At 70.6% G+C, this 23,870-nt stretch carries 22 protein-coding genes; 11 read left to right on the forward strand and 11 right to left on the reverse strand.

What is annotated here, in order from left to right; translation table 11 throughout:
* The first annotated feature begins 115 nt into the window (after positions 1-115).
* Genes ACWGPE_RS01495 through ACWGPE_RS01525 form a run of 7 tightly spaced genes read left to right on the forward strand, consistent with a single transcriptional unit; the run spans position 116 to position 5,927 of the window.
* Entirely contained in the window at positions 116-1,444 is a 1,329-nt protein-coding gene (locus ACWGPE_RS01495; RefSeq protein WP_452047950.1) for a flavin-containing monooxygenase, read from the forward strand.
* Positions 1,441-1,875, forward strand: coding sequence for a RidA family protein (locus ACWGPE_RS01500; RefSeq protein WP_231428734.1), 435 nt, complete (start codon positions 1,441-1,443; stop codon positions 1,873-1,875). The genes ACWGPE_RS01495 and ACWGPE_RS01500 overlap by 4 nt, the downstream gene beginning before the upstream one ends.
* A complete protein-coding gene (locus ACWGPE_RS01505) occupies positions 1,872-2,555 on the forward strand; it encodes a DUF1028 domain-containing protein (protein ID WP_231428735.1) in 684 nt (227 codons plus the stop codon). Before ACWGPE_RS01500 ends, ACWGPE_RS01505 begins: the two co-directional genes overlap by 4 nt.
* Entirely contained in the window at positions 2,548-3,759 is a 1,212-nt protein-coding gene (locus tag ACWGPE_RS01510) for a M20 family metallopeptidase (RefSeq protein WP_452047951.1), read from the forward strand. The genes ACWGPE_RS01505 and ACWGPE_RS01510 overlap by 8 nt, the downstream gene beginning before the upstream one ends.
* Positions 3,756-5,237: an aldehyde dehydrogenase family protein gene (locus ACWGPE_RS01515; RefSeq protein ID WP_452047952.1), complete on the forward strand. Its 1,482-nt coding sequence runs from the start codon at positions 3,756-3,758 to the stop codon at positions 5,235-5,237. The genes ACWGPE_RS01510 and ACWGPE_RS01515 overlap by 4 nt, the downstream gene beginning before the upstream one ends.
* Positions 5,237-5,371: a hypothetical protein gene (locus ACWGPE_RS01520; protein WP_255679799.1), complete on the forward strand. Its 135-nt coding sequence runs from the start codon at positions 5,237-5,239 to the stop codon at positions 5,369-5,371. Before ACWGPE_RS01515 ends, ACWGPE_RS01520 begins: the two co-directional genes overlap by 1 nt.
* Positions 5,372-5,378: 7 nt before the next feature.
* Positions 5,379-5,927 carry a hypothetical protein gene (locus tag ACWGPE_RS01525; protein WP_452047953.1) on the forward strand — a complete coding sequence of 183 codons (549 nt, stop codon included), beginning with the start codon at positions 5,379-5,381 and terminating at the stop codon, positions 5,925-5,927.
* Between the two features lie 95 nt (positions 5,928-6,022).
* On the opposite strand, the gene ACWGPE_RS01530 is transcribed toward ACWGPE_RS01525, so the two are convergent.
* From ACWGPE_RS01530 to ACWGPE_RS01550, 5 genes are all read right to left on the reverse strand, one after another.
* A complete protein-coding gene (locus ACWGPE_RS01530) occupies positions 6,023-7,066 on the reverse strand; it encodes an aldo/keto reductase (RefSeq protein ID WP_452047954.1) in 1,044 nt (347 codons plus the stop codon).
* 55 nt (positions 7,067-7,121) lie between these two features.
* Positions 7,122-7,490, reverse strand: a complete 369-nt coding sequence (locus ACWGPE_RS01535; protein WP_452047955.1) for a putative quinol monooxygenase — start codon at positions 7,488-7,490, stop codon at positions 7,122-7,124.
* Complete coding sequence (locus tag ACWGPE_RS01540; protein ID WP_452047956.1) at positions 7,487-8,281, reverse strand: ATP-binding cassette domain-containing protein; 795 nt, start codon at positions 8,279-8,281, stop codon at positions 7,487-7,489. The genes ACWGPE_RS01535 and ACWGPE_RS01540 overlap by 4 nt, the downstream gene beginning before the upstream one ends.
* Positions 8,278-9,354: an ABC transporter permease gene (locus ACWGPE_RS01545; RefSeq protein WP_231428741.1), complete on the reverse strand. Its 1,077-nt coding sequence runs from the start codon at positions 9,352-9,354 to the stop codon at positions 8,278-8,280. The genes ACWGPE_RS01540 and ACWGPE_RS01545 overlap by 4 nt, the downstream gene beginning before the upstream one ends.
* Before the next feature lie 151 nt (positions 9,355-9,505).
* Positions 9,506-10,600: a substrate-binding domain-containing protein gene (locus ACWGPE_RS01550; RefSeq protein WP_231428742.1), complete on the reverse strand. Its 1,095-nt coding sequence runs from the start codon at positions 10,598-10,600 to the stop codon at positions 9,506-9,508.
* 174 nt (positions 10,601-10,774) lie between these two features.
* Here ACWGPE_RS01550 and ACWGPE_RS01555 point away from each other — a divergent pair, with 174 nt between their 5' ends.
* The 4 genes from ACWGPE_RS01555 (at position 10,775) to ACWGPE_RS01570 (ending at position 16,487) form a co-directional block, all read left to right on the forward strand.
* A complete protein-coding gene (locus tag ACWGPE_RS01555) occupies positions 10,775-11,779 on the forward strand; it encodes a LacI family DNA-binding transcriptional regulator (protein WP_231428743.1) in 1,005 nt (334 codons plus the stop codon).
* Positions 11,776-12,756, forward strand: coding sequence for a PfkB family carbohydrate kinase (locus ACWGPE_RS01560; RefSeq protein WP_231428744.1), 981 nt, complete (start codon positions 11,776-11,778; stop codon positions 12,754-12,756). Before ACWGPE_RS01555 ends, ACWGPE_RS01560 begins: the two co-directional genes overlap by 4 nt.
* A 238-nt stretch (positions 12,757-12,994) precedes the next feature.
* Complete coding sequence (locus ACWGPE_RS01565) at positions 12,995-15,862, forward strand: GH32 C-terminal domain-containing protein (RefSeq protein WP_452048014.1); 2,868 nt, start codon at positions 12,995-12,997, stop codon at positions 15,860-15,862.
* 193 nt (positions 15,863-16,055) lie between these two features.
* Positions 16,056-16,487 carry a DUF1761 domain-containing protein gene (locus ACWGPE_RS01570; protein ID WP_452047957.1) on the forward strand — a complete coding sequence of 144 codons (432 nt, stop codon included), beginning with the start codon at positions 16,056-16,058 and terminating at the stop codon, positions 16,485-16,487.
* An 83-nt stretch (positions 16,488-16,570) separates the two neighbouring features.
* Here the strand turns inward: ACWGPE_RS01570 and ACWGPE_RS01575 are convergent, their stop codons facing one another.
* From ACWGPE_RS01575 to ACWGPE_RS01600, 6 genes are all read right to left on the reverse strand, one after another.
* The gene (locus ACWGPE_RS01575; RefSeq protein WP_275506191.1) at positions 16,571-16,804 is read right to left on the reverse strand and encodes a hypothetical protein; all 234 of its coding nucleotides are present in this window, start codon (positions 16,802-16,804) and stop codon (positions 16,571-16,573) included.
* Between the two features lie 527 nt (positions 16,805-17,331).
* Positions 17,332-18,228, reverse strand: a complete 897-nt coding sequence (locus tag ACWGPE_RS01580) for an ROK family protein (RefSeq protein ID WP_231428747.1) — start codon at positions 18,226-18,228, stop codon at positions 17,332-17,334.
* Positions 18,225-19,985, reverse strand: a complete 1,761-nt coding sequence (locus ACWGPE_RS01585) for a class I mannose-6-phosphate isomerase (protein ID WP_231428748.1) — start codon at positions 19,983-19,985, stop codon at positions 18,225-18,227. The genes ACWGPE_RS01580 and ACWGPE_RS01585 overlap by 4 nt, the downstream gene beginning before the upstream one ends.
* Before the next feature lie 37 nt (positions 19,986-20,022).
* Positions 20,023-21,147, reverse strand: coding sequence for a Gfo/Idh/MocA family protein (locus tag ACWGPE_RS01590; protein WP_452047958.1), 1,125 nt, complete (start codon positions 21,145-21,147; stop codon positions 20,023-20,025).
* Positions 21,126-21,824 (reverse strand): ThuA domain-containing protein, encoded by a 699-nt coding sequence (locus ACWGPE_RS01595; protein WP_452047959.1) that lies wholly within the window; start codon positions 21,822-21,824, stop codon positions 21,126-21,128. The genes ACWGPE_RS01590 and ACWGPE_RS01595 overlap by 22 nt, the downstream gene beginning before the upstream one ends.
* Positions 21,821-23,830 carry a hypothetical protein gene (locus ACWGPE_RS01600; RefSeq protein WP_452047960.1) on the reverse strand — a complete coding sequence of 670 codons (2,010 nt, stop codon included), beginning with the start codon at positions 23,828-23,830 and terminating at the stop codon, positions 21,821-21,823. Before ACWGPE_RS01600 ends, ACWGPE_RS01595 begins: the two co-directional genes overlap by 4 nt.
* Between the last annotated feature and the right edge of the window lie 40 nt (positions 23,831-23,870).

Raw genomic sequence — 23,870 nt, forward strand, 5'->3', positions numbered from 1 at the left:
ACGAGTGTATCAATCGATCTGATGCACTGCCTCAGCATTGTCTGGTTTACAGATGCAATGGCGTTTCCTAGCCTGATTCCACCGGTGAAGACGCCGGTCGGAATGGAGTTTCGGCATGTCGAGTCACGAGGTCGACGTGGTCGTCGTCGGCGCAGGCCAAGCGGGCATCGCGATGAGCGAGCACCTGAGCGCACGCGGCGTCACGCACGTCGTGCTGGAGCGCGACCGGATCGCCGAACGGTGGCGCACCGGGCGCTGGGACTCGCTCGTCGCGAACGGTCCCGCCTGGCACGACCGGTTCCCCGGCCTCGAGTTCGCCGGCCTCTCCCCCGACGCGTTCGCGTCGAAGGACCGGGTCGCCGAGTACTTCGTGGAGTACGCGCAGTTCATCGCCGCCCCGGTGCGCACCGGTGTCGAGGTCGTCTCGGTGCGTCGGCGCGACGGCGAGCCCGGCTTCGACGTCGACACCACCGACGGCTCGTACGTCGCCCGCTTCGTCGTGGCCGCGACCGGTCCCTTCCAGAAGCCCGTCATCCCGGCGATCGTTCCGGACGGCGCGCGCGTGCACCAGCTCCACTCGAGCTCGTACCGCAACCCGCAGCAGCTGCCCGACGGCGGCGTGCTCGTGATCGGGGCCGGCTCGTCGGGCGTGCAGATCGCCGACGAACTGCGCGCCGCCGGACGGCAGGTGCACCTCGCCGTCGGCCCCCACGCCCGCCCGCCCCGCGCCTACCGCGACCGCGACTTCTGCTGGTGGCTGGGGGTCCTGGGCAAGTGGGATGCCTCGGCTCCCGCCGCCGGCGCGGAGCACGTGACGATCGCCGTGAGCGGGGCGCGCGGCGGCCACACCGTCGACTTCCGCCGCCTCGCCGCCGACGGCATCACCCTCGTCGGCCGTGCGAGCGCGTACGACGACGGCGTCATGCACTTCGCCCCCGACCTCGCCGCGAACATCGCGGGCGGCGACGCCGACTACCTGGCGCTCCTCGACGAGGCCGACGCCTACGTCGAGCGCAACGGCCTCGACCTCCCCGAGGAGCCCGAGGCGCGCCGCCTCGGCCCCGACCCGGCGTGCGTCACCGACCCGGTGCTCGAGCTCGATCTCGCCGCCGCGGGCGTCACCTCGATCGTGTGGGCGACCGGGTTCGCGGCCGACTACGGCTGGCTCGAGGTCGACGCGTTCGACGAGCGCGGCCGGCCCCGCCACCAGCGCGGCGTCTCGGTCGAGCCCGGCGTGTACTTCCTCGGCCTGCCGTGGCAGTCGCGCCGCGGGTCGAGCTTCATCTGGGGCGTGTGGCACGACGCCAAGTACGTGGCCGACCAGATCGGCATCCAGCAGAGCTACCGCGCCTACGACGAGGCGGCCTCGGTGACGACCGCGGCCGCAGCCGAGGCATCCGCCCCCGACATCGCCGCCCTCACCACGACAGGAGCCCTCCGTTGACCACGCACACTCGCATCCGGCCCTTCAACACGAAGGTCACGTACCCCGAGCAGAACCTCGACAACGACCTCTGCCAGGCCGTCGTCGCCGGCGGGGTCGTCTACCTCCGCGGCCAGATCGGGCAGGACCTCGAGACGCGCGAGTCGGTCGGCATCGGCGACGTCGAGGCGCAGGCCGAGCAGGCCATGGCCAACATCGCGATGCTCCTCGAGGAGGCCGGGTCGTCGCTCGACGACATCGTGAAGGTCGTCGTCTACCTGATCGACCCCCGCTACCGCGAGCCCGTCTACCGGGTCATGGGGCGCTGGCTGAAGGGCGTCTTCCCGGTCTCGACCGGACTCGTGGTGAGCGCGCTCGCGCGCCCCGAGTGGCTCGTCGAGATCGACGCGACCGCGGTCATCAGCACCCGCACCGAAGGAGCCGGCGCATGACCTTCTCGATCGTCGCCCGGGATGCCTCCGGCGCCATCGGCTCCGCCATCTGCTCGTCATCGCCCGCGGTGGCCGCCCGCTGCGTGCACCTCGCCGACGGCGTCGGCGGCGTCAACTCGCAGAACGTCACCGACCCGAGGCTCGGACCTGCCGTGCTCGAGCGGCTCGCCGCGGGCGACTCGGCCGCCGAGGCGCTCGCCGCCGTCGCCGACGGCCGCGAGCACCTCGAGTTCCGCCAGCTCCTCGTCGTCGACGCCGAGGGCCGCACCGCCGTGCACTCGGGGCAGCGTGCGCTGGGCGTGTTCGCCGACGCCCAGGGCGGTGCACGGGGCGACGGCGTCGCAGCCGGCGGCAACATGCTGGCGTCGGCCGACATCCCCGCGGCGATGGTGGTGCGGTTCGAACAGACCGAGGGCGATCTCGAGATGCGCCTCCTCGCGGCGCTGCGCGCCGCGATCGACGCGGGCGGCGAGGCCGGGCCCGTGCACTCCGCCGGGCTCTCGGTCGTGCGCGGCAACGGCTGGCGGGTCACCGACCTGCGGGTCGACTGGGTCGACGACGACCCGATCGGCGAGCTCGGACGACTCGTCGAGGTCTGGCTGCCGCAGCGCGACGACTACGTCACGCGCGCGCTCGACCCGTCGGCCGCGCCGTCGTACGGAGTGCCCGGCGATGAGTGAGTCGGTCGCAGCGGCGAGCGCCGCCGCCACGATGAACGCGAGCGTCGCGATGAGGCGAGCCGCGGATGCGGCGGTCGCCGAGGCCTCCGCCTCGCTCGTCGCCCTCTCCGACACGCTGCACGCGCACCCCGAGACCGCGTGGCAGGAGTACCGCGCCGCCGGCTGGGTCGGCGACGCGCTCGCCGCCGCGGGGTTCGACGTCACGCCGGCCTACCTCGGCTACGACACCGCCCTGCTCGCCGAGGCGGGCAGCGGGCCGGTGACGATCGGCATCATGGCCGAGTACGACGCGCTGCCCGGGCTCGGGCACGCGTGCGGGCACAACCTCATCGCGGCGAGCGCGGTCGGCGCCGGGCTCGCGCTCGCGCGGGTCGCCGACGAGCTGGGCATCACGGTGCGGGTCTACGGCACCCCGGCCGAAGAGGGCGGCGGCGGCAAGATCGAGCTCATCGAGGCGGGCGCGTTCGGCGACCTCGACCTCGCGATGATGGTGCACCCGGGGCCCGTCGACGTCGCCGAGGCGCGGCCGTTCGCCGTCTCGCACAGCCACGTCGCCTACGACGGCGTCTCGGCGCACGCGGCGGCCTACCCCGACGACGGCGTCAACGCGAACGACGCGTTCCTCGTCGCGCAGGTCGCGATCGGCCTGTTGCGCCAGCAGCTGCCCGCCGACACGCGGGTGCACGGCATCCAGACCCTCGGCGGCTTCGCGCCGAACGCGATCCCCGAGCGCACCGAGGGCCGCTGGTACGCGCGCGCGAGCTCGCTCGCCGAGCTCGAGGTGCTGGAGGAGCGCGTGCGCCGCTGCTTCGAGGCGGGAGCGCTCGCCTCGGGCGCGAGCCTCACGATCACGCCCGAGTCGAAGCCCTACGCCGAGTTCCGCACCGACGAGCGGGCGCTCGCGGCCTACCGGGCGAACGCGCTCGAGCGCGGCCGCGTCTTCGCCGACCCGCTCGTGGCCGGACGCATGAACCGCGCCTCGACCGACATGGGCAACGTGTCGCAGCTCGTGCCCGCGATCCACCCGTACATCGGGGTCGGCTCGCTGCCGCACACCAACCACCAGAAGGAGTTCGCGGCGGCCTGCGTCGGCGCTGCCGCCGAACGCGCCCTCACCGACGCCGCCGTCCTGATGGCCTGGACGGCGATCGACGTCGTCACCTCGGACGACCCCGCCTCGAACCCCCGGGAGCACGCATCATGACCACCATCGACTGGGCGGCGCGCAGCCGCGAACTCGCGATCGACGGCCGCGCGGTCATCGACGGCCGGCGGGTGGATGCCTCGGAGGGCGCCACGATCCCGGTGATCAGCCCGGGCTCGCTCACCCACCTCGCAGACCTCGCCGCGGGCACCGAGCGCGACGTCGACCTCGCCGTCGACCGTGCCAGGCAGGCGTTCGACGACGGCCGCTGGAGCCGCCTCGACGCGGCCGAGCGCGGGCGCGTGCTGGTGCGCCTCGCCGACCTCATGATGGAGCACCTCGACGAGCTCGCCCTGCTCGAGACGCTCGACTCGGGCAAGCCGATCGCGCAGACCCGCGTCGTCGACGTACCGGGCGCCGCCGCGACGTTCCGCTGGTACGGCGAGCTCGCCGACAAGCGGTTCGACGAGATCCCGTCGACCCCGCCCGGCTCGACGGCACTCGTGCGCCGGGTTCCGCTCGGCGTCGTCGGTGCGATCGTGCCGTGGAACTACCCGCTCGAGATCGCCGCGTGGAAGCTCGCGCCGGCCCTCGCGTCGGGCAACAGCGTGGTGCTGAAGCCCGCGACCGAGACATCCCTCACGGCGCTGCGGCTCGCCGACCTCGCGCTCGAGGCGGGCATCCCCGCGGGCGTGCTCAACGTCGTCCCGGGTCGCGGCTCGACCGTCGGCGGGCGCATCGCGCGGCATCCCGGTATCGACGTGCTCGCGTTCACGGGGTCGACCGCCGTCGCCAAGCAGCTCATGGTCGATGCCGGCACCTCGAACATGAAGCGCGTCGCGCTCGAGGCGGGCGGCAAGAGCTCGAACCTCGTCTTCGCCGACGCCGACCTCGGACTCGCCGCCGCGAAGGCGGCCTTCGGTGCGTTCTACAACCAGGGACAGGTGTGCTCGGCGAACTCGCGCATCCTCGTCGAGCGGAGCGCCCACGACGAGTTCGTGCAGCTCCTGGCCGAGGCATCCCGTGCGTACGAGCCGAGCGACCCGCTCGCGGGCACCGACGGCAACGGCAGCCTCATCAGCCGGGCGCACGCCGACGACGTCGGCGCGGCGATCGCGCTCGCGGCCGGCGACGGCACGCTCGTCAGCGGCGGTGAGCGCGTGACGATCACCGGCTCCGACGCCTACCTGCGGCCTGCGATCGTGACCGGCCTCGCCGCCGACCACGACCTGCATCGCGTCGAGGTGTTCGGCCCGCTCGTGGCGGTGCTGCCGTTCGACGGCGAGGACGAGGCCGTGCGGCTCGCGAACGCCACCGACTACGGGCTCGCCGCCTCGCTGTGGACGACCGACCTCGCCCGCGCGCACCGCCTCTCGGAGCGGCTCGTCGCCGGCACCGTCTCGGTCAACACCGTCGACGCGCTCGGGCTGACGACGCCGTTCGGCGGCTTCCGGCAGTCGGGCTTCGGCCGCGACCTGTCGCGCCACGCCCTCGACAACTACACCGACTGGAAGACGACGTGGTTCCAGTGGGCGTGATGCGGGTCGCCGCCGTCGTCGTCGGGCGTCGTGCAGGGATCGGCAAGCTCCGGGCGGCGACGGGCAAGACCCCGGCCGACCCCGGTGGGAGGCTGGCACTCATCCAGCCGGGCACCGAGCCCTCGACGACGTGAGCGACCCATGACGACAATCACCGCCACCGCCGACCGGCGCGGCGCGGCCACGCGCGCGCACGGGCCGTCGCGGCCGCCGCGCCGCGCGTCGGCGGCGCTGGCCGTGCGCGCCGCGATGGCCGCGGTCGCCGCGCTCTGCGTCGGCCTGCACGTGTGGCTCGCCGTCGGCGCCCCCGACTGGCGCTCGCTCGCCATGCTCGCGCTCGCGGCGGCGTGCGCCGCCTGCATGCTGCACCGCGGAGGCACGGCGCTGCCCTCGACGGGCGAGTGGAGCCTGATGGCGGTGGCCGCGCTCGCGATGCTCGTCGTCCACCTCACGGGCGTGGGAGGCGCGGGCGGGCACCATGCGGCGGCCCTCGTCGGCGGCTCCGGCGGTGCGGATGCCCCGATCGGCGGCGCGACGGCGGCGGTGCATGCCCTCGCGCTCACGCTCGCGGCGATCGAACTCGGCGTTGCGATGCTCGCCCTCGTGGTCGGCGGAGTACGGCGGCGATCCGAGCGCGGGTGCGTGACGACCGTCGTCCGTTCGGGCGATGCCGGTTCCGCCTCACGATGAGGCGGAACCGGCACAGCTGAATTCCGCCGAAGCGCCGAGAGCCGTGGTCCCTCGCACGCCGAGCCGTCGATGGGCGCGGCGAGGAACGATCGGCTTCAGTCCGCGAGCGGGCCGCCCGACGGCGCCGCGAACTCCTCGAGCGCGGCGAGCACGTCGGCCGAGAGCTCGGCCCTGCTGGCGGTGACCGCCTCGTCGATCTGCCCCGGGCGCGACGCGCCGATGATGGCGGTGGTCACGGCGGGGTTGCGCAGCACCCAGGCGACCGCGAGCTGCGGGATCGACAGGCCCGCCTGCTTCGCGACGCCGTCGATGCCGCGGATGCGGCGCAGGTAGTCGTCGGTGATGGCCGACCCGTCGAGGAACCGGCTGTTCGCCGCCCGCGAATCGGCGGGGATGCCGCCGTCGAGGTACTTCGCGGTCAGCAGTCCCTGCGCGAGGGGCGAGAACACGGCGCTGCCGACCCGGAGCTCGGTCAGCAGCGGGAAGAGCTCGGCCTCGGGCGTGCGATCGAACAGCGAGTACCGCGGCTGGTGGAGCAGCAGCCGCACGCCTTCTCCTGCGAGCAGCTCGTGGGCGCGGCGAGCGAGCGGTGCCGGGTAGTTCGAGATGCCGACGTAGAGCGCCTTGCCGCTGCGCACGATGTCGACGAGCGCCTGCATGGTCTCCTCGATGGGCGTCTCGGGGTCGACGCGGTGCGAGTAGAAGACGTCGACGTGGTCGGTGCGCATGCGGGCGAGGCTCTGCTCGAGCGAGCGGACGAGGTACTTGCGCGATCCGCCGTCGCCGTACGGGCCCGGCCACATGTCGTAGCCCGCCTTCGTCGTGACGAAGAGCTCGTCGCGGTAGCGGCCGAGATCGGTCTCGAGCACGCTCCCGAACGTCGACTCGGCGGCGCCGTACGGCGGCCCGTAGTTGTTCGCGAGGTCGACGTGCACGATGCCGCGATCGAACGCGTGCAGCAGGATCTGCCGCTGGCTCTCGATCGAGCGGTCGCGCCCGAAGTTCTGCCAGAGCCCGAGCGAGATGCGCGGCAGTCGCACGCCGCTCGCGCCCGCGCGCCGGAAGGGCACGTCGTCGTATCGCGTGGCCGCGGCCGTGTGCGGGGTCACGAGTCGGGGGTCGTCGGCGGGAATGGGCATGGTGCTCCTCTGCGCGGAAGGGATCCCCCGAAACGCTACTGGAAGCGCGACCCCCTCACGGGAGCGGCTGCACGAAGGTGAGTTGCGACCCGTCCTCCTCGATGAGCGGTCCCAGCGCGGTGTTGAACACGGCCCCGTACGGTGCGGCGAGGTGCGCGGCGAAGGCCGCGGCGTCGCGGTACGCCTCGGTGACGATGAAGCGGCGACCCGCCGGTGCGGGGCCGGCGACCACGGCGTCGGCCCCTGGCGCGGGCACGGGCGCGCCCACGACCCTGAGCGGGGTGAAGTCGAGGCATCCCGGTTCACGGCGCACGTCCTCGGTGAGCGCGAGGAGGAGGCGCTCGACCTCCTCCTCGCGCCCCGGCAGGGCGGTGAACTCGGCGACGAGACGCACCGGTCCGGCGGGTCGCCCGGGTCGCGTCATCCCTGCGACGCGCCCGTCATGATCGCGACCGCGTCGGTCATCGAGTGCGACTCGGGCGTGATCGTCGCGGCGCGCTTGCCGAGCCGCTGGATGTGGATGCGGTCGGCCACCTCGAACACGTGCGGCATGTTGTGCGAGATGAGGATCACGGGGATGCCCTGGTCGCGCAGCCGCTTCACGAGCTCGAGCACCTGGTTCGACTCGCGCACGCCGAGCGCGGCGGTCGGCTCGTCGAGCACGACGACCTTCGACCCGAAGGCTGCGGCGCGGGCGACCGCGACGGCCTGGCGCTGGCCGCCCGACAGGTTCTCGACCGGCACCGTGACGTCCTGCAGGGTCGAGATGCCGAGCGAGGTGAGCTGCTCGCGCGCCTGCTTGCGCATGCCCTTCTGGTCGACGACGCGGAACACCGAGCCGAGGATGCCCTTCTTGCGCACCTCGCGGCCGAGGAACAGGTTCGACGCGACGTCGAGCGCTGGCGAGACGGCGAGGTTCTGGTACACCGTCTCGATGCCGGCCGCCCGCGCGTCCTGCGGGCGCTTGAAGTGCACCGGCTGCCCGTCGAGGAACAGCTCGCCCTCGTCGGGGATGTAGGCGCCGGTGAGGCACTTGATGAGCGTCGACTTGCCCGCGCCGTTGTCGCCGATCACGGCGAGCACCTCGCCCGGGTAGAGCTCGAGGCTCACGCCGTCGAGGCCGACGACCCGGCCGAAGGTCTTCACGAGCCGGCGTGCCTGCAGCACGGGGGTGCGGGTTTCCGTTGCAGCCCCTGCGGGCGTTGCGGTGGTCATTTGCGTACCTTCCGAATCCACTGGTCGACCGAGACGGCCACGATGATGAGCACGCCGACGGCGAACGTCTGCCAGAGCACGTCGAGCCCGGCGAGCGAGAGCCCGTTGCGGAACACGCCGACGATGAGTGCGCCGAGCAGGGTGCCCCACACGGTGCCGCGGCCGCCGAAGAGGCTCGTGCCGCCGATGACGACGGCGGTGATCGAGTCGAGGTTGAGCTCGGCGCCCGCGTTCGGCGAGGCGGCGTTGGTGCGGCCGATCTGGATCCACGCGGCGAGCGCGAGGATCGCGCCGGCCGCGAGGTAGACGCTCATGAGCACGCGGCTGACGCTGATGCCGGCGAGCCGCGCGGCCTCGGGGTCGTCGCCGACCGCGTAGACGTGCCGCCCCCACGCGGTCTTCGACAGGATCAGTGCGATCGCCACGTAGAGCAGCAGCATGAGCAGCACGCCGACCGTGAAGTTGACCCCGCCGATGTCGAACGTCGAACCCGTCCAGGTGAGGAGTTCGGGCATCTCGCCGCCGCGCACCGTCGCACCGCCCGAGTAGAGCAGGGTGAGCGCGACGAAGATGCTGAGCGTGCCGAGGGTGACGATGAAGGGCGGCAGCTTGAGCCGCGTGACGAGCACGCCGTTGAGCGCGCCGGCGGCGAGCCCGACGACGAGCCCCAGCAGCAGCGCGAGCACGGCGGGGATGCCCTGGTTCACGCTCGTCTGCGCGATCACCATCGAGCTCAGCACCATGGCGGCGCCGACCGAGAGGTCGATGCCGGCGGTCAGGATGACGAGCGTCTGCGCGACGGCGAGGGTGCCGACGACGGCGACCTGCTGGGTGATGAGCGAGAGGTTCGCCGGGTTCAGGAACCGGTCGTTCAGCAGACCGAAGACGATGACCGCGATGACGAGCACGATCGCGGGGCTGATCGCCGGGTAGCGGTGCAGGACGTTGCGGATGCGGCTGAGCGGCGTTGAGCGGTCGAGGAACTCCTCGGCCAGGTCGAGCGCCGAGGTCGGCGGCCCGCTGGTGGGCTGGGCCGGCGCCGCGGGCGCCGGTTCGGTGGTGTGCTGACTCACGTTGAGACTCCGTCGTGTCGGTCGGTGCGGTGGTACGAGGGGCGGGATGCCGCGGAGCGGCGTCGCCCGGGCGGTCGGTGCGGGCCGGGGAGGGGCGGGATGCCGCAGCATCCGTCACCCGACCCGCACCGGGTTCAGGCGGCTGGTGCGATCAGCCCCAGCAGATCTCGCCGGCTTCGGCGGTGTCGATCGACTCGACGCCGTCCTGGGGGTCGTCGGTGACGAGGGCCACGCCGGTGTTGAAGAAGTCGAGGCCGTCGCTGGTCTCGGGCTTCTCGCCGGTCTTCACGAGGTCGAAGATCGCCTGCACGCCGAGGTCGGCCATCTTCACCGGGTACTGCTGGCTCGTCGCGCCGATCACGCCGTCGGCGACGTTCTCCACGCCCGCGCAGCCGCCGTCGACCGAGACGACGATGAGGTCGTCGGTCGCACCGGCCGCCTTGAACGCCTGGTACGCGCCGTACGCCGCGGGCTCGTTGATCGTGTAGACGACGTTGATGTCGGGGTTCTTCGACAGCAACGTCTCGGCGGCGGTGCGGCCGCCGTCTTCGGCACCCTGGGATGCCTCGTTGCCGACGATCTCGTACTCGCCGCCCGAGTAGTCGCCGGTCTTCTCCTCGTCGCCGTTCGTCTGGTCGTCGGCGAGGTCGATGCCCATGCCGTCGAGGAAGCCCTGGTCGCGAGCCCAGTCGACCGACACGACCTTGTCGTCGAAGAGGTCGATCATGGCGATCGTCGCCTTCTCGCCGTCGAGCTTCGCGGCGGTCCACTCGCCGATCTCCTGGCCGGCGAGGAAGTTGTCGGTCGCGAAGGTGATGTCGGCGGCCTCGGGGTCGGCGGGCGGGGTGTCGAGGGCGATGACGTAGAGGCCGGCGTCGCGGGCCTTCACGAGCGCGTCCTCGACGCCGGGGCCGTTCGGGGTGATCAGGATGCCGGCGTCGCCCTTCGAGATGGCGTTCTCGATCGCCTGGATCTGGGTGTCCTCGTCGCCGTCCTCCTTGCCCGCGGCGAGCGTGAGGTCGACGCCGAGCTTGTCGGCGGCGGTCTTCGCGCCGTCCTGCATCGCGACGAAGAACGGGTTGGTCGTCGTCTTCACGATGAGCGAGACGCCGATCTCCTCGTCGCTGCCCGACGCGCTCGAGCCGTTGCCCGACGCGCAGCCCGTGAGGGCCAAGGCGGCTGCGGCGGTGATCGAGACGCCGGCGATCAGTCGACGGCGGAGCCCGCCGGTTGCTGCGTGATTCATCGATGAATCTCCTCTGGTGTGGGGGACCCGTTGTCCTCCTGACAACGATGTCAAAGGTAGGTCTAGCCGATCACCATGTGTATAGTCAAGTCCAACGAGCACATTGGAGACCGAAACGTGACACCGTTGTCAGAGTCGGAGCCCGCAGCGGGCGGCACCCGATCGCGACCCACCATGCGACACGTCGCCGCGCTCGCGGGCGTCGGCGTGAAGACCGTCTCGCGCGTCATCAACGGCGAGCCCAACGTCTCGGCCGCAACGATCGAGAAGGTCAACGCCGCCGCCCGCAAGCTCGACTACCAGCCCGACCTGCACGCCGGCAACCTCCGTCGCGCCGATGGCCGCACCCGCACCCTCGGGCTCCTCGTCGGCAGCGTCGACAACCCCTTCGCCGGCGCCGTGCATCGCGCCGTCGAAGACGCGGCGGCCGACCGGGGCGTGGCCGTCTTCGCCTCGAGCCTCGACGACGACCCCGCCCGCGAGCAGGAGGCGGTCGCGGCGTTCCTCCGTCGCCGGGTCGACGGCCTCATCCTCACGACGGTCTCCGAGAGCCAGGCGTACCTCGCGCCCGAGCTGCGCCGCGGCACCCCCGTCGTCTTCGTCGACCGCGAGCCCGCAGGCCTCACCTCCGACTCCGTCGTCAGCGACAACGCCGACGGTGCGGCGCTCGCCACCCGCCACCTGCTCGAGCACGGCCATCGCCGCCTCGCCTACCTCGGCGACCGGGCCGGAATCCAGACCGCGCGAGAGCGCCGCCGCGGATTCCTCGAGGAGCTCGGCCGGGCCGGCGTCGCGACACGCGACATCCCCGTCGTCGAAGGCCTGCACGACGAGGCGACCGCCCGCGAGGCCACCCTCGCCCTGTTCGCGGGCGACCAGCCGCCGACCGCGATCTTCAGCTCGCAGAACCTCGTGACGATCGGCGTGATCCGGGCACTGCGCGAACTCGGTCGACACCACGACACCGCGCTCGTCGGATTCGACGACGTACCGCTCGGCGACCTGCTCGATCCCGGCATCACCGTCGTGGCGCAGCATCCGCAGGAGATCGGCCGCCTCGCCGCCGAGCGCGTCTTCGCACGCCTCGACGGCGACGAGGCGCCCGCGCTCCGCACGGTCGTGCCCACGACGCTCATCGTGCGCGGATCGGGCGAGCTGCCGCCGAAGGCCGAGCGGTGACGGGCGCGACGACGCCGGGCGGTGCGCGGCCTCGCGCCACGCGGGTGACCGTCATCGGCGACGCGCTCATCGACGAGCTGCGCGACCTGCTCGGCGCGCGGGAGTTCGTCGGCGGCGCCGCACTGAACGTCGCGGTGGGCCTGTCGCTCCTCGGCGACGACGTCACGCTCGTCGCGATGGTCGGCGACGACGAGCCGGGGCGGCGCATCCGCGCGTACCTCGCCGACTACGGCGTGCGGCTCGTCGCGACCCCGTCGCCCCTCGGCACGTCGCGCGCGATCTCCGACCGCCGCGACGGCGAGCCGCGCTACGAGTTCAACGAGGCCGCGCGGCGACGACGACTCGACTTCGACGACCGGGCGCGTTCGGCGATCGCCGGGGCCGACCTCGTCGTCGTGAGCTGCTTCCCCTTCGACGACGCGCGGCAGCTCGACGCCCTCGTCGAAGCGATCGATGAGCCCGAGCGCCGGCTCGTCGTCGACGGAAATCCCCGCGAGGGCATGCTGCGCGACCGCGCCGCGTTCCTCGCCGGGTTCGAGCGCGTCGCCGCACGTGCCCTGCTCGTGAAGGTCGGCGACGAAGACGCCGCACTGCTGCTCGGCGACGGGCTCGACGCGTTCGTCGCGCGCCTGCGCGGTGCCGCGTCCGTCGACGCCCCGGATGCCTCGCGCACCCGCCCCCTCGCCGTGCTGGCCACCGCCGGGCGCGAGGGCGCGTCGGTGCATCACGGAGGCGTGCACGTGCACGCCGGCATCGCCTCGCTGCCCGGCCCGGTGATCGACACGATGGGGGCGGGCGACGCGACCCTGTCGGCCGTCGCGCACCACATCGGCCATGGCGGGATGCCCGTCGACGAGGCATCCTGGTCGGTCGCCCTCGACGCCGCGATGACGATCGCGGCCGCGACCGTGCGCCATGAGGGCGCCCTGCTGCGGGTGCCGCACCTGGTCGGGCCGGCCGACGCGCTCGGCAGCTGACGCGCACCGCCGCGCTCGGCATCCTGCCCGCGGGACACCCGGCGAAACGGCCCTTGCATTGTCCGGCGGACACTGCGTAGCATCGCCGGCGTCGAACCTGACAACGATGTCACCTCGGGTGACGACTTCCGCGCAATGAAGGGCGAATCGATCGATGACGACGGTATCAAGACTCCGTTTGGCCGCAGTCGCGGCCGTGACCGCGGCGGGCTGCACGCTCGCCGCAGCGGCACCGGCGATGGCCGATGACGCACCCGACCCGGCGAGCGAGCAGTACCGGCCGTACCTGCACTTCTCGCCCGAACGCAACTGGATGAACGACCCCAACGGCATGGTGTACGAGAACGGCACCTGGCACCTGTTCTTCCAGCACAACCCGAACGGCACCCGCTGGGGCAACATGAGCTGGGGCCACGCCACGAGCACCGACCTCGTGCACTGGGAGGAGCAGCCGCTCGCGATCCCCCAGACCTTCGACGAGTCGGGCACCGCGATCGAGGACATCTTCTCGGGGTCGGTCGTCGTCGACGAGGGCAACACGACGGGCTTCGGCACCGCCGACGACCCGGCCCTCGTCGCGATCTACACGAGCGCCTACACCGGCACCCACCCGACGCACGCGGGCAAGCAGGCGCAGTCGCTCGCCTACTCGCTCGACCACGGGCAGACGTGGACGAAGTACGAGGGCAACCCGGTCTACGACCGCGACTCGGCGAACTTCCGCGACCCGAAGGTGTTCCGCTACACGAACCCCGGGACCGGCGAGTCGTACTGGGTGATGGCCGCGGTCGAGGCGACGAGCTACCAGGTGATCCTCTCGCGCAGCGACGACCTGAAGTCGTGGACCGAGCTCAGCACCTTCGGCCCGGCGAACGCGACCGGCGGCATCTGGGAGTGCCCCGACCTGTTCCCGCTCGCGGTCGACGGCGACCCGGCGAACACCAAGTGGGTGCTCGTCGTGAACCTCAACCCCGGCGCGCCGAACGGCGGCTCGGGCGGCCAGTACTTCGTCGGCGACTTCGACGGCACGACGTTCACGTCGGAGAGCACCGTGAGCGCCGACCAGTTGCCCGACGGCACCGTCTTCGCGGGTTTCGACGACGGCACGTACGACGGCTGGACGGTGAGGAACGAGCCGGGCAACTGGAAGAACGGCCCGTGGGGCGACGCACCCGCGGCCGGCAGCCTGCCCGGCCAGAACCCGGTGTCGGGCTTCATCGGCGCCGGCCTCGTCAACGGCTTCAACGACGGCGACTGGCCGGTCGGCACCATCGACTCGCCGACCTTCACCGTCGAGCACGACCTCGTCAACCTGCTCGTCGGCGGCGGCAACCACCCCCACGTCGAGGGCGCACAGCTCGGCAACGAGCCGCCGGCGGGTCGCACCCTCTTCGACTTCGAGCTGCCCGACGGCACGACCCTCGCCGACAGCGGCTGGAGCGTGACGGGCGACTTCGCGACCGATCCGGCACGCAACCCCTCGACCGCGGGCGGTGAGTACTCCCTCGGCCAGAAGCGCATCAACACCTGGGAGGGCGGCCCGAAGGGCGACGACAACACCGGCGACCTCACCTCGCCGGCCTTCACGATCGAGCCCGGAGAAGACCACCTGAGCTTCCTCGTCGGCGGCGGCAAGCGCACCGACGGCTCGCTCGACGTGCAGCTCCTCGTCGACGGCAAGGTCGTGCGGTCCGCAACCGGTCCCGAGGCGGGCGCCCTGAACTGGCGAAGCTGGGATGTCTCGGAATACGCCGGCCGCGAGGCCAGGCTGCGCGTGCACGACGCCGCCACCGGCGGCTGGGGCCACCTGACCGCCGACCACTTCGTGCTGGGTGCCGAACCGGCGGTCGTGCGCTCGGATGAGACCACCGTCAACCTGATCGTCGACGGCGAGGTCGTGCGCTCGGCGACCGGCACGAACAGCGAGGGCCTCGACTGGCGCAGCTGGGACGTGTCGGAGTTCGCCGGCCGCGAGGCATCCATTCGGATCGTCGACAACAACCGGTCGGGCTGGGGTCACGTGCTCGTCGACCAGGTGATGTTCGCCGATGCCGCGGCGACGCCGCGCATCGAGGGCTACGACTGGCTCGACTGGGGGCGCGACTACTACGCCACGGTGTCGTTCAACAACGCGCCCGACGGCCGCCGCGTCATGCTCGGCTGGATGAACGACTGGGACTACGCGCAGGACATCCCGACGGGCTCGTGGCGCAGCGCCATGACGCTGCCGCGCGAGGTCGCCCTCGTCACGACGCCGAAGGGACCGCGCCTGACGCAGCAGGTGGTGCCCGAGTTCGCCGAGCTCGAGCAGCCCGACCGCGCCTTCATCGATCCGGCGGCAGCCGCCGGCGGCCGGGCGATCGCCTCGGGAACCGAGACCCTGCCGATCTCGGGCGACCGGGTGCGCATCGACGCGGTCATCGACCCCGGTTCGGCGGATGCCGCTGGGCTGACCGTGCTCGGCGATGACGAGTCGGCGACGCGAATCGGCTACGACGCTCGGTCGGGTCGGCTCTTCGTCGACCGTCGCGACTCGGGCGTCACCGGCTTCCACCCCGCCTTCGCGTCGGTCGACGACGTCGCCGTGCCGCTCGCCGACGGGCGCATCGCGCTCACCGTCTGGGTCGACCGCGCCTCGGTCGAGGTGTTCACGGCCGACGGGCGCACGACCATCACCGACCAGGTGTTCCCGAACGCCGGCGCCGACCGCATCGGGCTCTTCGCCGACGGCGGCGACGCCGCGATCGAATCGCTCACGGTGACGCCGCTCAACGGCGCGATGTGGAAGGAGGCCGGGGCCGACGGCGCGACTTCCGCGCCCCCGAGCGCGGAGGTGACGGCGCTCACCGGCCCGCGCAAGGGACCCGACGCCGACGGCGACTACGAGATCAAGGTGAAGACCGGCAAGGGCCGGCCGACCACGGTCGTGCGGCTGCTCGAGAGCGGCCGCGTGATCGACCGGGCCTACCGCGGCGCCGACGCCGAGCGCGTCGTCGCGTTCGAGATCGAGGATGCCTCGCCGGGCGAGCACCGCTACACGGTCGAGCTCGAGAACTCCGCCGGCGTGACCGCCGGCGGCGAGGTCACGGTGCACGTCGCCGGATGAGCCCGGGTGGGGCGCCCGTCGTGCTGACCGGGCGCCCCGCTCTCGTCCATCGGCGTGATGCCGCGACGGAGATGCGGAAATACCGCCCGTCGACTTCCGGCAGGAGCAGAATGCGGCATAACGGATGCGAGCCCGCATGCCGTGCCACAGCGAGGCGGTCCTCGCCGCCTCTCGCCCACGGAAGGGTGTTCTCATGGTTCCCGAGATCAACTACTGGACCGTCCTGCTCGCCACCCTCTCGAGCATGGTCATCGGTTCGATCTGGTACGCCCCGAAGGTCTTCGGCATGAAGTGGGCGAAGCTCGCCGACGTCGACATCGACCGACCGGGGGCGAGCGCCGTCGGGCCGATCGTCGTCACCGTGCTCGTGAGCTTCATCACGGCCTGGGTGCTCGCGGGCAGCACGGCGATCGCCTGGCACTTCTACGGCGGCGGATTCCTGCTGTCGGCCGTCGTGACGGCGATCGCGCTCTGGGCCGGCTTCACGGCCGCTCGCTTCATCACGCACGACGCCTTCGAGGGGCGCCCCGCCGCGCTCACCACGATGAACATCGCGCACGAACTCGTCACCGTCGTCGTGATGGCGATCATCATCGGCGTCTGGCCGCCCACGGGCACGGTCTAGTCCCGGGCACGTTTTCTCCCCTGCATAGGGGCCGGGATGCGCGAGGGCCCTGCGACGTACGCCGGGCCTTCACGGCACTCGGGTCACAGCGAGGTCGCGACCCACCAGCCGATGATGAAGAGCCCCATCACGATGAAGAGCAGGCCGATGACCACGAACAGGGCCCGGCTCGGGGCGCGCGCCGCCGCGCGCCCCGGGCGCGACCGGCGCTCCGCCGCGATCGTCTCGGCGAGCCACCTCCGCCGGGTGACGAGCGCGATGCCGGCGACGAGGGCGAGCACCGCCCATGCGAGCGCGAAGACCAGGCCGAGTTGCACCACGTCAGCCTAGCTGTGAGCGGCGCGCTGCCGACGCACGTGGCGGTGAGGCGCAGCGGAGATGCGAAAGGCCCGGCACTTCGGAGATCTCGGATTTTCTTGGGCTAGCCCGGGATTTCTTGAGAGAACGCGGATCGCGGGGAGAAGCTCGAGTAAGACCCCGCCGCTTCCGTGGTGTCGCGGGTTCGAGTCCCGCCCTCGCTACCATCGGCCCGGTCTTCTTCGGATGCCGCGATAGACGACGCAATCGCTGCCACCCGCGATCCGCACGAGTGAGCGCGGACGGCCCGACGGAGCGCAAGCGCCACCCGCCCCGGTGCCTCGCTGATGCACTCCAGCGCCCGAGGGCTCCTTCTCTATGCTGAGCGTCGAACATTCGGGGCATCCGCCTGCCGGGCGGTAAGGCACAACGAACGAGTTCGCATCCGTTGAAGGGCCGGGCTTCCCGACTCCCAGTCCTACATCGTGGCGCGCCTGACGCCCCCTATCCCAGCTCAGTCTTCGAGGATCCGTGTGGGAGCCACAGTTCACTCTGGATGAACCGCCTGAAGAAGTCGTGCCGCTCGCGCCGCGCCAACAAGCGGTGAAACGTGCGGCGATCTCGCTCGCCACAGGAATCGGTCGGCCGCGTTAAGGCCTCCGGCGTCGAGTCCTCGACCGAGCGGGTTGTGCACAAGCTCCCAGGAGCTGGCGATCGACCCACCCACAATTATCACGTCGGCATCGAACGTTGTCACGGAGGGGGCGATGCATTCGCCGAGTGCGGTGAACGCCCGATCGAAGACGGCCTTCGACGGGCGATCGCCTTCCCGCGCGCGACTGGCGATTTCGTGTACGTCAAGGCGAATCCCGGTCACCGACTCGAATCCACGGATCAGCGCACGACGCGAGACCGTCTCCTCGATGGGCAGGCCGTTCCACTCCAAGTGGTGGACGTGCCCGTGGGGCGGGATCCCCGCCGCGCCCGCGGCCGGCTTCCCCTGGTCGAGAAAGCTCGATCCTACGCCGGTGCCGAGGGTCAGGAACACCGCTCGGTCGACAGCTGGGTCGAGGAGAATCCACTCTCCCATCGCGAACGCGTCCGCGTCGTTCACAAAGACGAACGCGTCCGCGACCTCCGGCATCCTCGATGCGAGTTCCGTTGCCAGATGCAGACCCGCGAGCGATTCGAACTTGCCCACACCGGTGAAACTCCCTACCCCGATCGTGTTGTCGAAGGGTCCGGGAATCGCCACCCCCCAGTGCGCCGCGGTTCCCTCGTACACCGAGCGTGCAGCGTTGGCCAGTGTGTCGAGGATCACGGTGGCAGGCGCGTGCGAGTCGAGTGGAAAGCGGCGTTGCCGGCGGACCTCCCATACGCCGCCTTCGACCACGGCCGCTGTGACATGAGTGCCGCCGATCTCGAGGACGGGCTGCAGCGTCATGCCTTCGGCCCCGGTTCGGATTGCCCCGGCGTGCAGAGGTTGCGCTCAGTGCCTCGGACGAATGCCTTGACGGTGCCATGGCGCTTTCCTTCGCCACGGCCGAAGGGGCGGATCGTGTACTCCCCTACCCTGGCCGGCACGATAAACGTCTCCGCGTAGTGCACGACGAACGGCGTGAATGCGCCGACGGGCGACTCGACGATCGCTTCGACCCCTTCGACGAGATTCAGGACGTTCACTGTTCCGTTCGTGTTGTGCGGGGTCGTGCCCGTGAACCAGTGTCGACGCACCTCGATGAACTCGAGCTCATGCAATCCGGTGCGTTCCTCGACCCACCCCGTGCCGGACGCGATCTGCTGAACCTGCCCGACGAGGTTCCGCTTCGTCCATTCGGTGTCGCGGTCCCATTGGATGTTCTCGAGGGCGTGCTCGATGTGAATCGGACGAGGAACGCCGTCCAGCCCGACTCGATCCCAGTCCCACATCTTGAATGTGAAGATGTACGGGGTGGCGGAGATCTCGAGCACCATCGAGTTGCTCCCTGAGCAATGCACGGTTCCGGCGGGGATCGCGAAATGATCGTGCTTACGGGCCGGCCACTCGTTCACGTAGCGATCGGCCGGGAACGAGATTTCACCGGCTTGTGCTGCGACCAGGTCCTGGGTCATCCGTCCCCGATCGATTCCGGTCTTCAAGCCGAGATAGACGACGGCGTCGTCGGAAGCGTCCAGAAGATAGTAGCTTTCGTCCTGCGTGTACGACATGCCGAACTTGTCGCGGATGTAGTCGGTGAGCGGGTGCACCTGCAGCGAGAGGTTGCCGCCCTCCATCGTGTCGAGGAAGTCGAATCGGATCGGGAACTCGGCGCCGAATCGTGCGTGCGTGCGTTCGCCGAGCAGTTCTTTCGGGTGCAGGAAAACCAGATCGATCGAGGGAATCTCGAAGGTGGATGCGCCATCGGTCAGCAGCAGGCTGTTCTCCTCGGGCACGCCGTCGAACGACCACGCGTAGTTCGGCGTGCCGTCGGGGAGGCCGCAGACACGTTTCATCCACTGTCCGCCCCACACTCCCGGATCGAAGTAGGGCACGACACGGAATGGGCGGGTGGTCACCGAAGTCAGGGCACCACGCAAGCCCTGTCCGCTGATCAGTGCCGGCTCGTTCGAGCGGTTGAGATCGAGCACGAAGTCCGCCGTCTCGAGCAGTGGTCGCTTATGCCGGTCAGCGACTCGCCATTCGACGAAGTACCCGCGCTTGATCTTCCGGAGGGTGTCCTCGTCGCCGTTCGCCGCATGCCAGTTCGCCATGCCTGCTCGATACCGGAGCTGGATCTCCCATCGAGCGAGTTCGCCGAGAACGAGCACATCGGCGGCGGGTTGCACCATCGCGGCACCCCACCCGATGAGCACCACGCCGCGCTCGCGCTCGCGAATGGCGCGGCGCAGGGCCGCGATGGCAGCGTCATCGTAGAAGGCGTCGATGGTCGCGTGCGAGAGGACGCCGAACACGCGGTCATCGGTGAGGTTGTCCTGCATCCACGCCGTCAGTTCAGCCCCACCGATCGCTGCGGACTCGCAATTGATGACATCGAAGTCGGGAAGCCCCTCCTGCGCCTGTGCGATGAGCGCGTCGAGGTCTGCACCCGGATAGGTGTCGATCACGACCGTCGGCAGTGCGCCACGCGACTGAGCGGCATCGGCGATTCGCTTCCAAGGCTCGCGGCCCCGGGCGATCAGCTCACCCGCTGGGAGGTTCACGGCAGGGCTCTGGTCGTACGACGAGACGTACGTGCGGTCAGGAACGGGCAATTGGAGACACCTCGATTTCCAACTTGTCGAACCCATCGCAGAGCTCGATCGGCACCGGCCTGTCGGCCGCGGTGACGATGTCGACGCGGCAACCGGTCTCCGCTGACTCCAGCAGCGCCGTCATCACCTCGAGCACATGCAGGGCGAGCCTGCCGTCAGCTCGATGCGAGCGGCGCCCCGCACGCAGCATGTCGACCAGCCCGGCGCCGCGGGTCGCACCGGCGATGCCTGCGAGCGGCTCGGACTCGAGCCAGTCCGCTCCGCCGAGCGGCCGCACGGCGCAGATGCCGTCGAACCCGTTCGGGTCCGGCACCCGAAGGCTGCCTGCCTCGCCGTGCACCTCGATCGGGGCCGCGGTCGTCGCGATGCTGTCGAAGCTCATCGTGATGGTCGACAGTGCACCGGATTCGTGTGTGAGTACGCCGGAGACGTGCGAGTCGACCTCTACGGGGACTCTCTCGCCGGCTCGCGGGCCGCTGAGGATGACTCGCTCATCACGCATTCTGCTTCCAGCGCCGATGACGCTGCGCACTGGTCCCAGCAGGTGCACGAGCGAGGTCACGTAATAGGGCCCCATGTCTAACAGCGGACCGCCGCCCTCGGCGTAGTAGAAGTCGGGGTTAGGATGCCAGTGCTCGTGTCCGGGCGTCGCCATCACCGCGGTCGCCGCCAGCGGACGGCCGATTCGGCCGTCGTCGATGAGCTTCCGAGCGGTCTGGATGCCGGTGCCGAGGACGGTGTCCGGCGCGCACCCTACCCGCACGCCGGCCGCCTCGGCTGCGGCGATGAGCCGTACGCCGTCGTCGAGACGTGCGGTGAGCGGCTTCTCGCCGAACACGTCCTTGCCGTGCCGGACGGCCGCCTCGGCGATCTCGGCGTGCGCCGCCGGGACAGTCAGATTCAGCACCACATCAACGTCGGGCGCGGCGAGCAGCTCGTCGACCGTGAGCGCGCGGGCGGCGGGCAACGTCGCCGCCACCGCTTCAGCCCGTGCCGCGTCAAGATCGGCCACGGCGGTGATGATCACATCGTCCAGCCCGGAGAGCGCGTCCAAGTACGTCCCCGAGATTGTTCCGAGCCCGATGATTCCTACGCGGTGCGCGCTGCCCACAGCATTCCTCTCTCGATGATGGTCTTGACGTTGGTGTCCTGCAGCGCTTCGATGTCGTGCCCCGGGGTCGCGACGAAGACGCGGCCGTTCCCCCAATAGCGCGTCCAGACGGCGGGGCAGGTGAGCGGCCGGTGCCACGGCTGGTGCGACTGGACGGGGTGGGTCGTGGTCGCCAGCACGTCGTTCAGGTCGTCGTGCAGCACCCAGTACTGCTCGGTGTCGAGCGCGAAGTCGTCGAGACCGACCATGATCTCGTGCGCGCGGCCGAGGTCGGTGATGTCGATGGTGTGCTCGAGGAAGCCGTCCCGCCCGTCGTCGCGGCGTGCGTCGGGATGCTTGGACGGATGGGCGACGAACTGCCCGCCGACGAGTTGGAGGTAGTCCGAGCTCGCGCGGAACGAGTCGGTGATGCCGCCGTGCCACCCGGCGAACCCGGCGCCGGCGGCCACCGCGTCGCGGAGCCCGGTCACGGCTCCGCCCGAGGCGTGCGACATCGTGACCGACTGCAGCACGAGGTCCACGGCGGCCATGCGCTCGGCATCGGCGTAGACCTCGGGGTCGTCCTCGATCGTGACCTCGAACCCTTGCCCTTGCAGGAACGGAAGGAACAGGTCGGTCGTCTCGACGGGATGATGGCCTTCCCAGCCGCCGCGGACGACCAGCACGTTACGCGTCATGCGAGATCTCCTGCTTCTTCGGGTGCCGAGGCCACGATCTCGCCCGAGGCCCGCGTGTCGGTCGCTGCACCACTCGTGCGGCCCTTGATGAGCGGGGCCCAGTCCTCCCTGCGCGACCACGGGGTCTGATAACTGGGCTCGTTGACGTAGCGTCGCATGCCGAGTCGGAGCTTCGCGCCCGCCCCCGCGGCCAGACGCACGCCGACCCAGGTCGAGTCGACCGCACGGGCGGCGCCGGCGGCAGCATCCCTCATCTGCTCCACGGAGGTGAAGCGGTGCTCGCCGAACCCACCCGCCTGCAGGACGACGGTGCGCTCCCGCACCCCCAGGTTCACGAGCTCGACGATCACCGAGTCGGCCGCGATCTCGCGTACGAGAGCGGCGACCTCGCCCGGGAGGCCGGGGCGCCGCTCCTCCGCGTCGAAGTACCGCACCGTTGCGTGCTGCAGTCCGCCGTGGGGGACGTGCATTGGCGCACCCCACATGAGCTGCACGAGGGACTCGAAGTACACCGGGTTGAACTCCATCCAGGCGTGGATGGCGTAGCCATCGACCTGCAGTGAGACCGTGTCGGGGTGCCCCGTGAGGTGGGTGATCGTCTCCCATGCGCGCGGGTCTCCGTCGTCGGAGCGCAAGCGAGCCAGCTGCTGGTCCAGCAGCTCGCCGTTCGCCTCCAGGGCCCGCTCCGGATAGCCGGGGTTACGTCCCCGCGCGTACTCGTACCACGCGAGCGTGTTGACGTTGTAGTGCTTCGCCGAGAACGGCGCGCGCGGTACGTGGACCTCGGCCCAGTCCGCGGACCTGGGCACACGTTCGACCCGTTCGAGGTCGGCGTCGGAGAGGGTGCGAGCCCAGACGTGGATCGCATGGAACGGGCTCGACGGGCGGTAATCGGCCCAGCCGCTGTCGAAGTGCTTGGACGGCACCAGCCACACGCCATCCTCCTGCCTCCCGAGCCCGAAGTTGAGGTCGAGCTGCTTCCTGGCTGCATCCAAGTGCGAATCGTCGCCCGTGAGCAAGAAGGCGTTTGTGCCGGCGTTCACGAGCGGCTCGATGATGGTGAGGAAGCCGTGCGGCCAGCGCCAGCCGTAGTGGCCGCCCCACCACTTGCCGTCGAGGTACTCGCCCACACGGCCGGAGAGACCCACGTTGTCGGGCATGATGCCGCCCTCGTTCGCCTCGGCACGCGCAGCCCAAGCCGAGAGGTACTTCACCACCCACTGGCGGTGCTTCTCGGCGCCCGAGTAGAGGAATGCGTGGGTGAATTGTCCCGTGGCATTGAGGTTGAGCGGCACATCGCCCCGCGTGGTGCGCTGGTTCATGAGCTCGATGACCTCGGCGAAGACCTCGTCATCGAGCCAGTCGGCTCGGCCTGCGCCGCCGTCGAACGGCGCCGTCGTCATGTCCTCGAACGGCGGGAGGTAATCGACCAGCACGCCGCGGTGGGTACCGAGGTCCTCCTCCGTCACCACATGGCGCGGCCCGCGACTGCCGGTCTGCGGTGCCCGGATGATTCCGAGTTCCCGGTCGAAGTTCGGCGCCAACGGATCCTCTCCGTTGTACATCCGTGCGAAGTTCTCGGCGCGCTGTCGATCGACCAGCGACGAGGGCTTGCCCAGACCGAAGAAATAATGGAAGAGGTTCGCCTCGCCGTGGTGCATCCAGTCGTAGTAGCCGTCGAACTCGCGCTCGATCTGTCCGTACTGCGTCCACTGCCAGGTGATCGCATCCCACATCCTGCGGGCCGACTCGTACACCTCCTCACTGCCGCCGAGACTGTAGAACAGGGCGAGATACATGAATGCCTCGTACGGATCATCCGATCCGTCCATACCGGGCCATTCGTCACGCCAGATGAGCGTGCCATCCTCACGCGTGTAGCGGGCGATGAACTCGGCGGCAGCCTCCTCGAGGCGGGCCATGAGCTCGCGCTCGAGCCTCGCCCAGCGAGGAGCAGCGACAGCCGACTCCACGAAGATCCATTCGAAATCGGGTTCAGTGGTCATGCGTGATGTTTCCAAGCTGCTGCAGGCGCGACGGCGTCGC

Source organism: Agromyces sp. NPDC055658 (genome assembly GCF_053618155.1).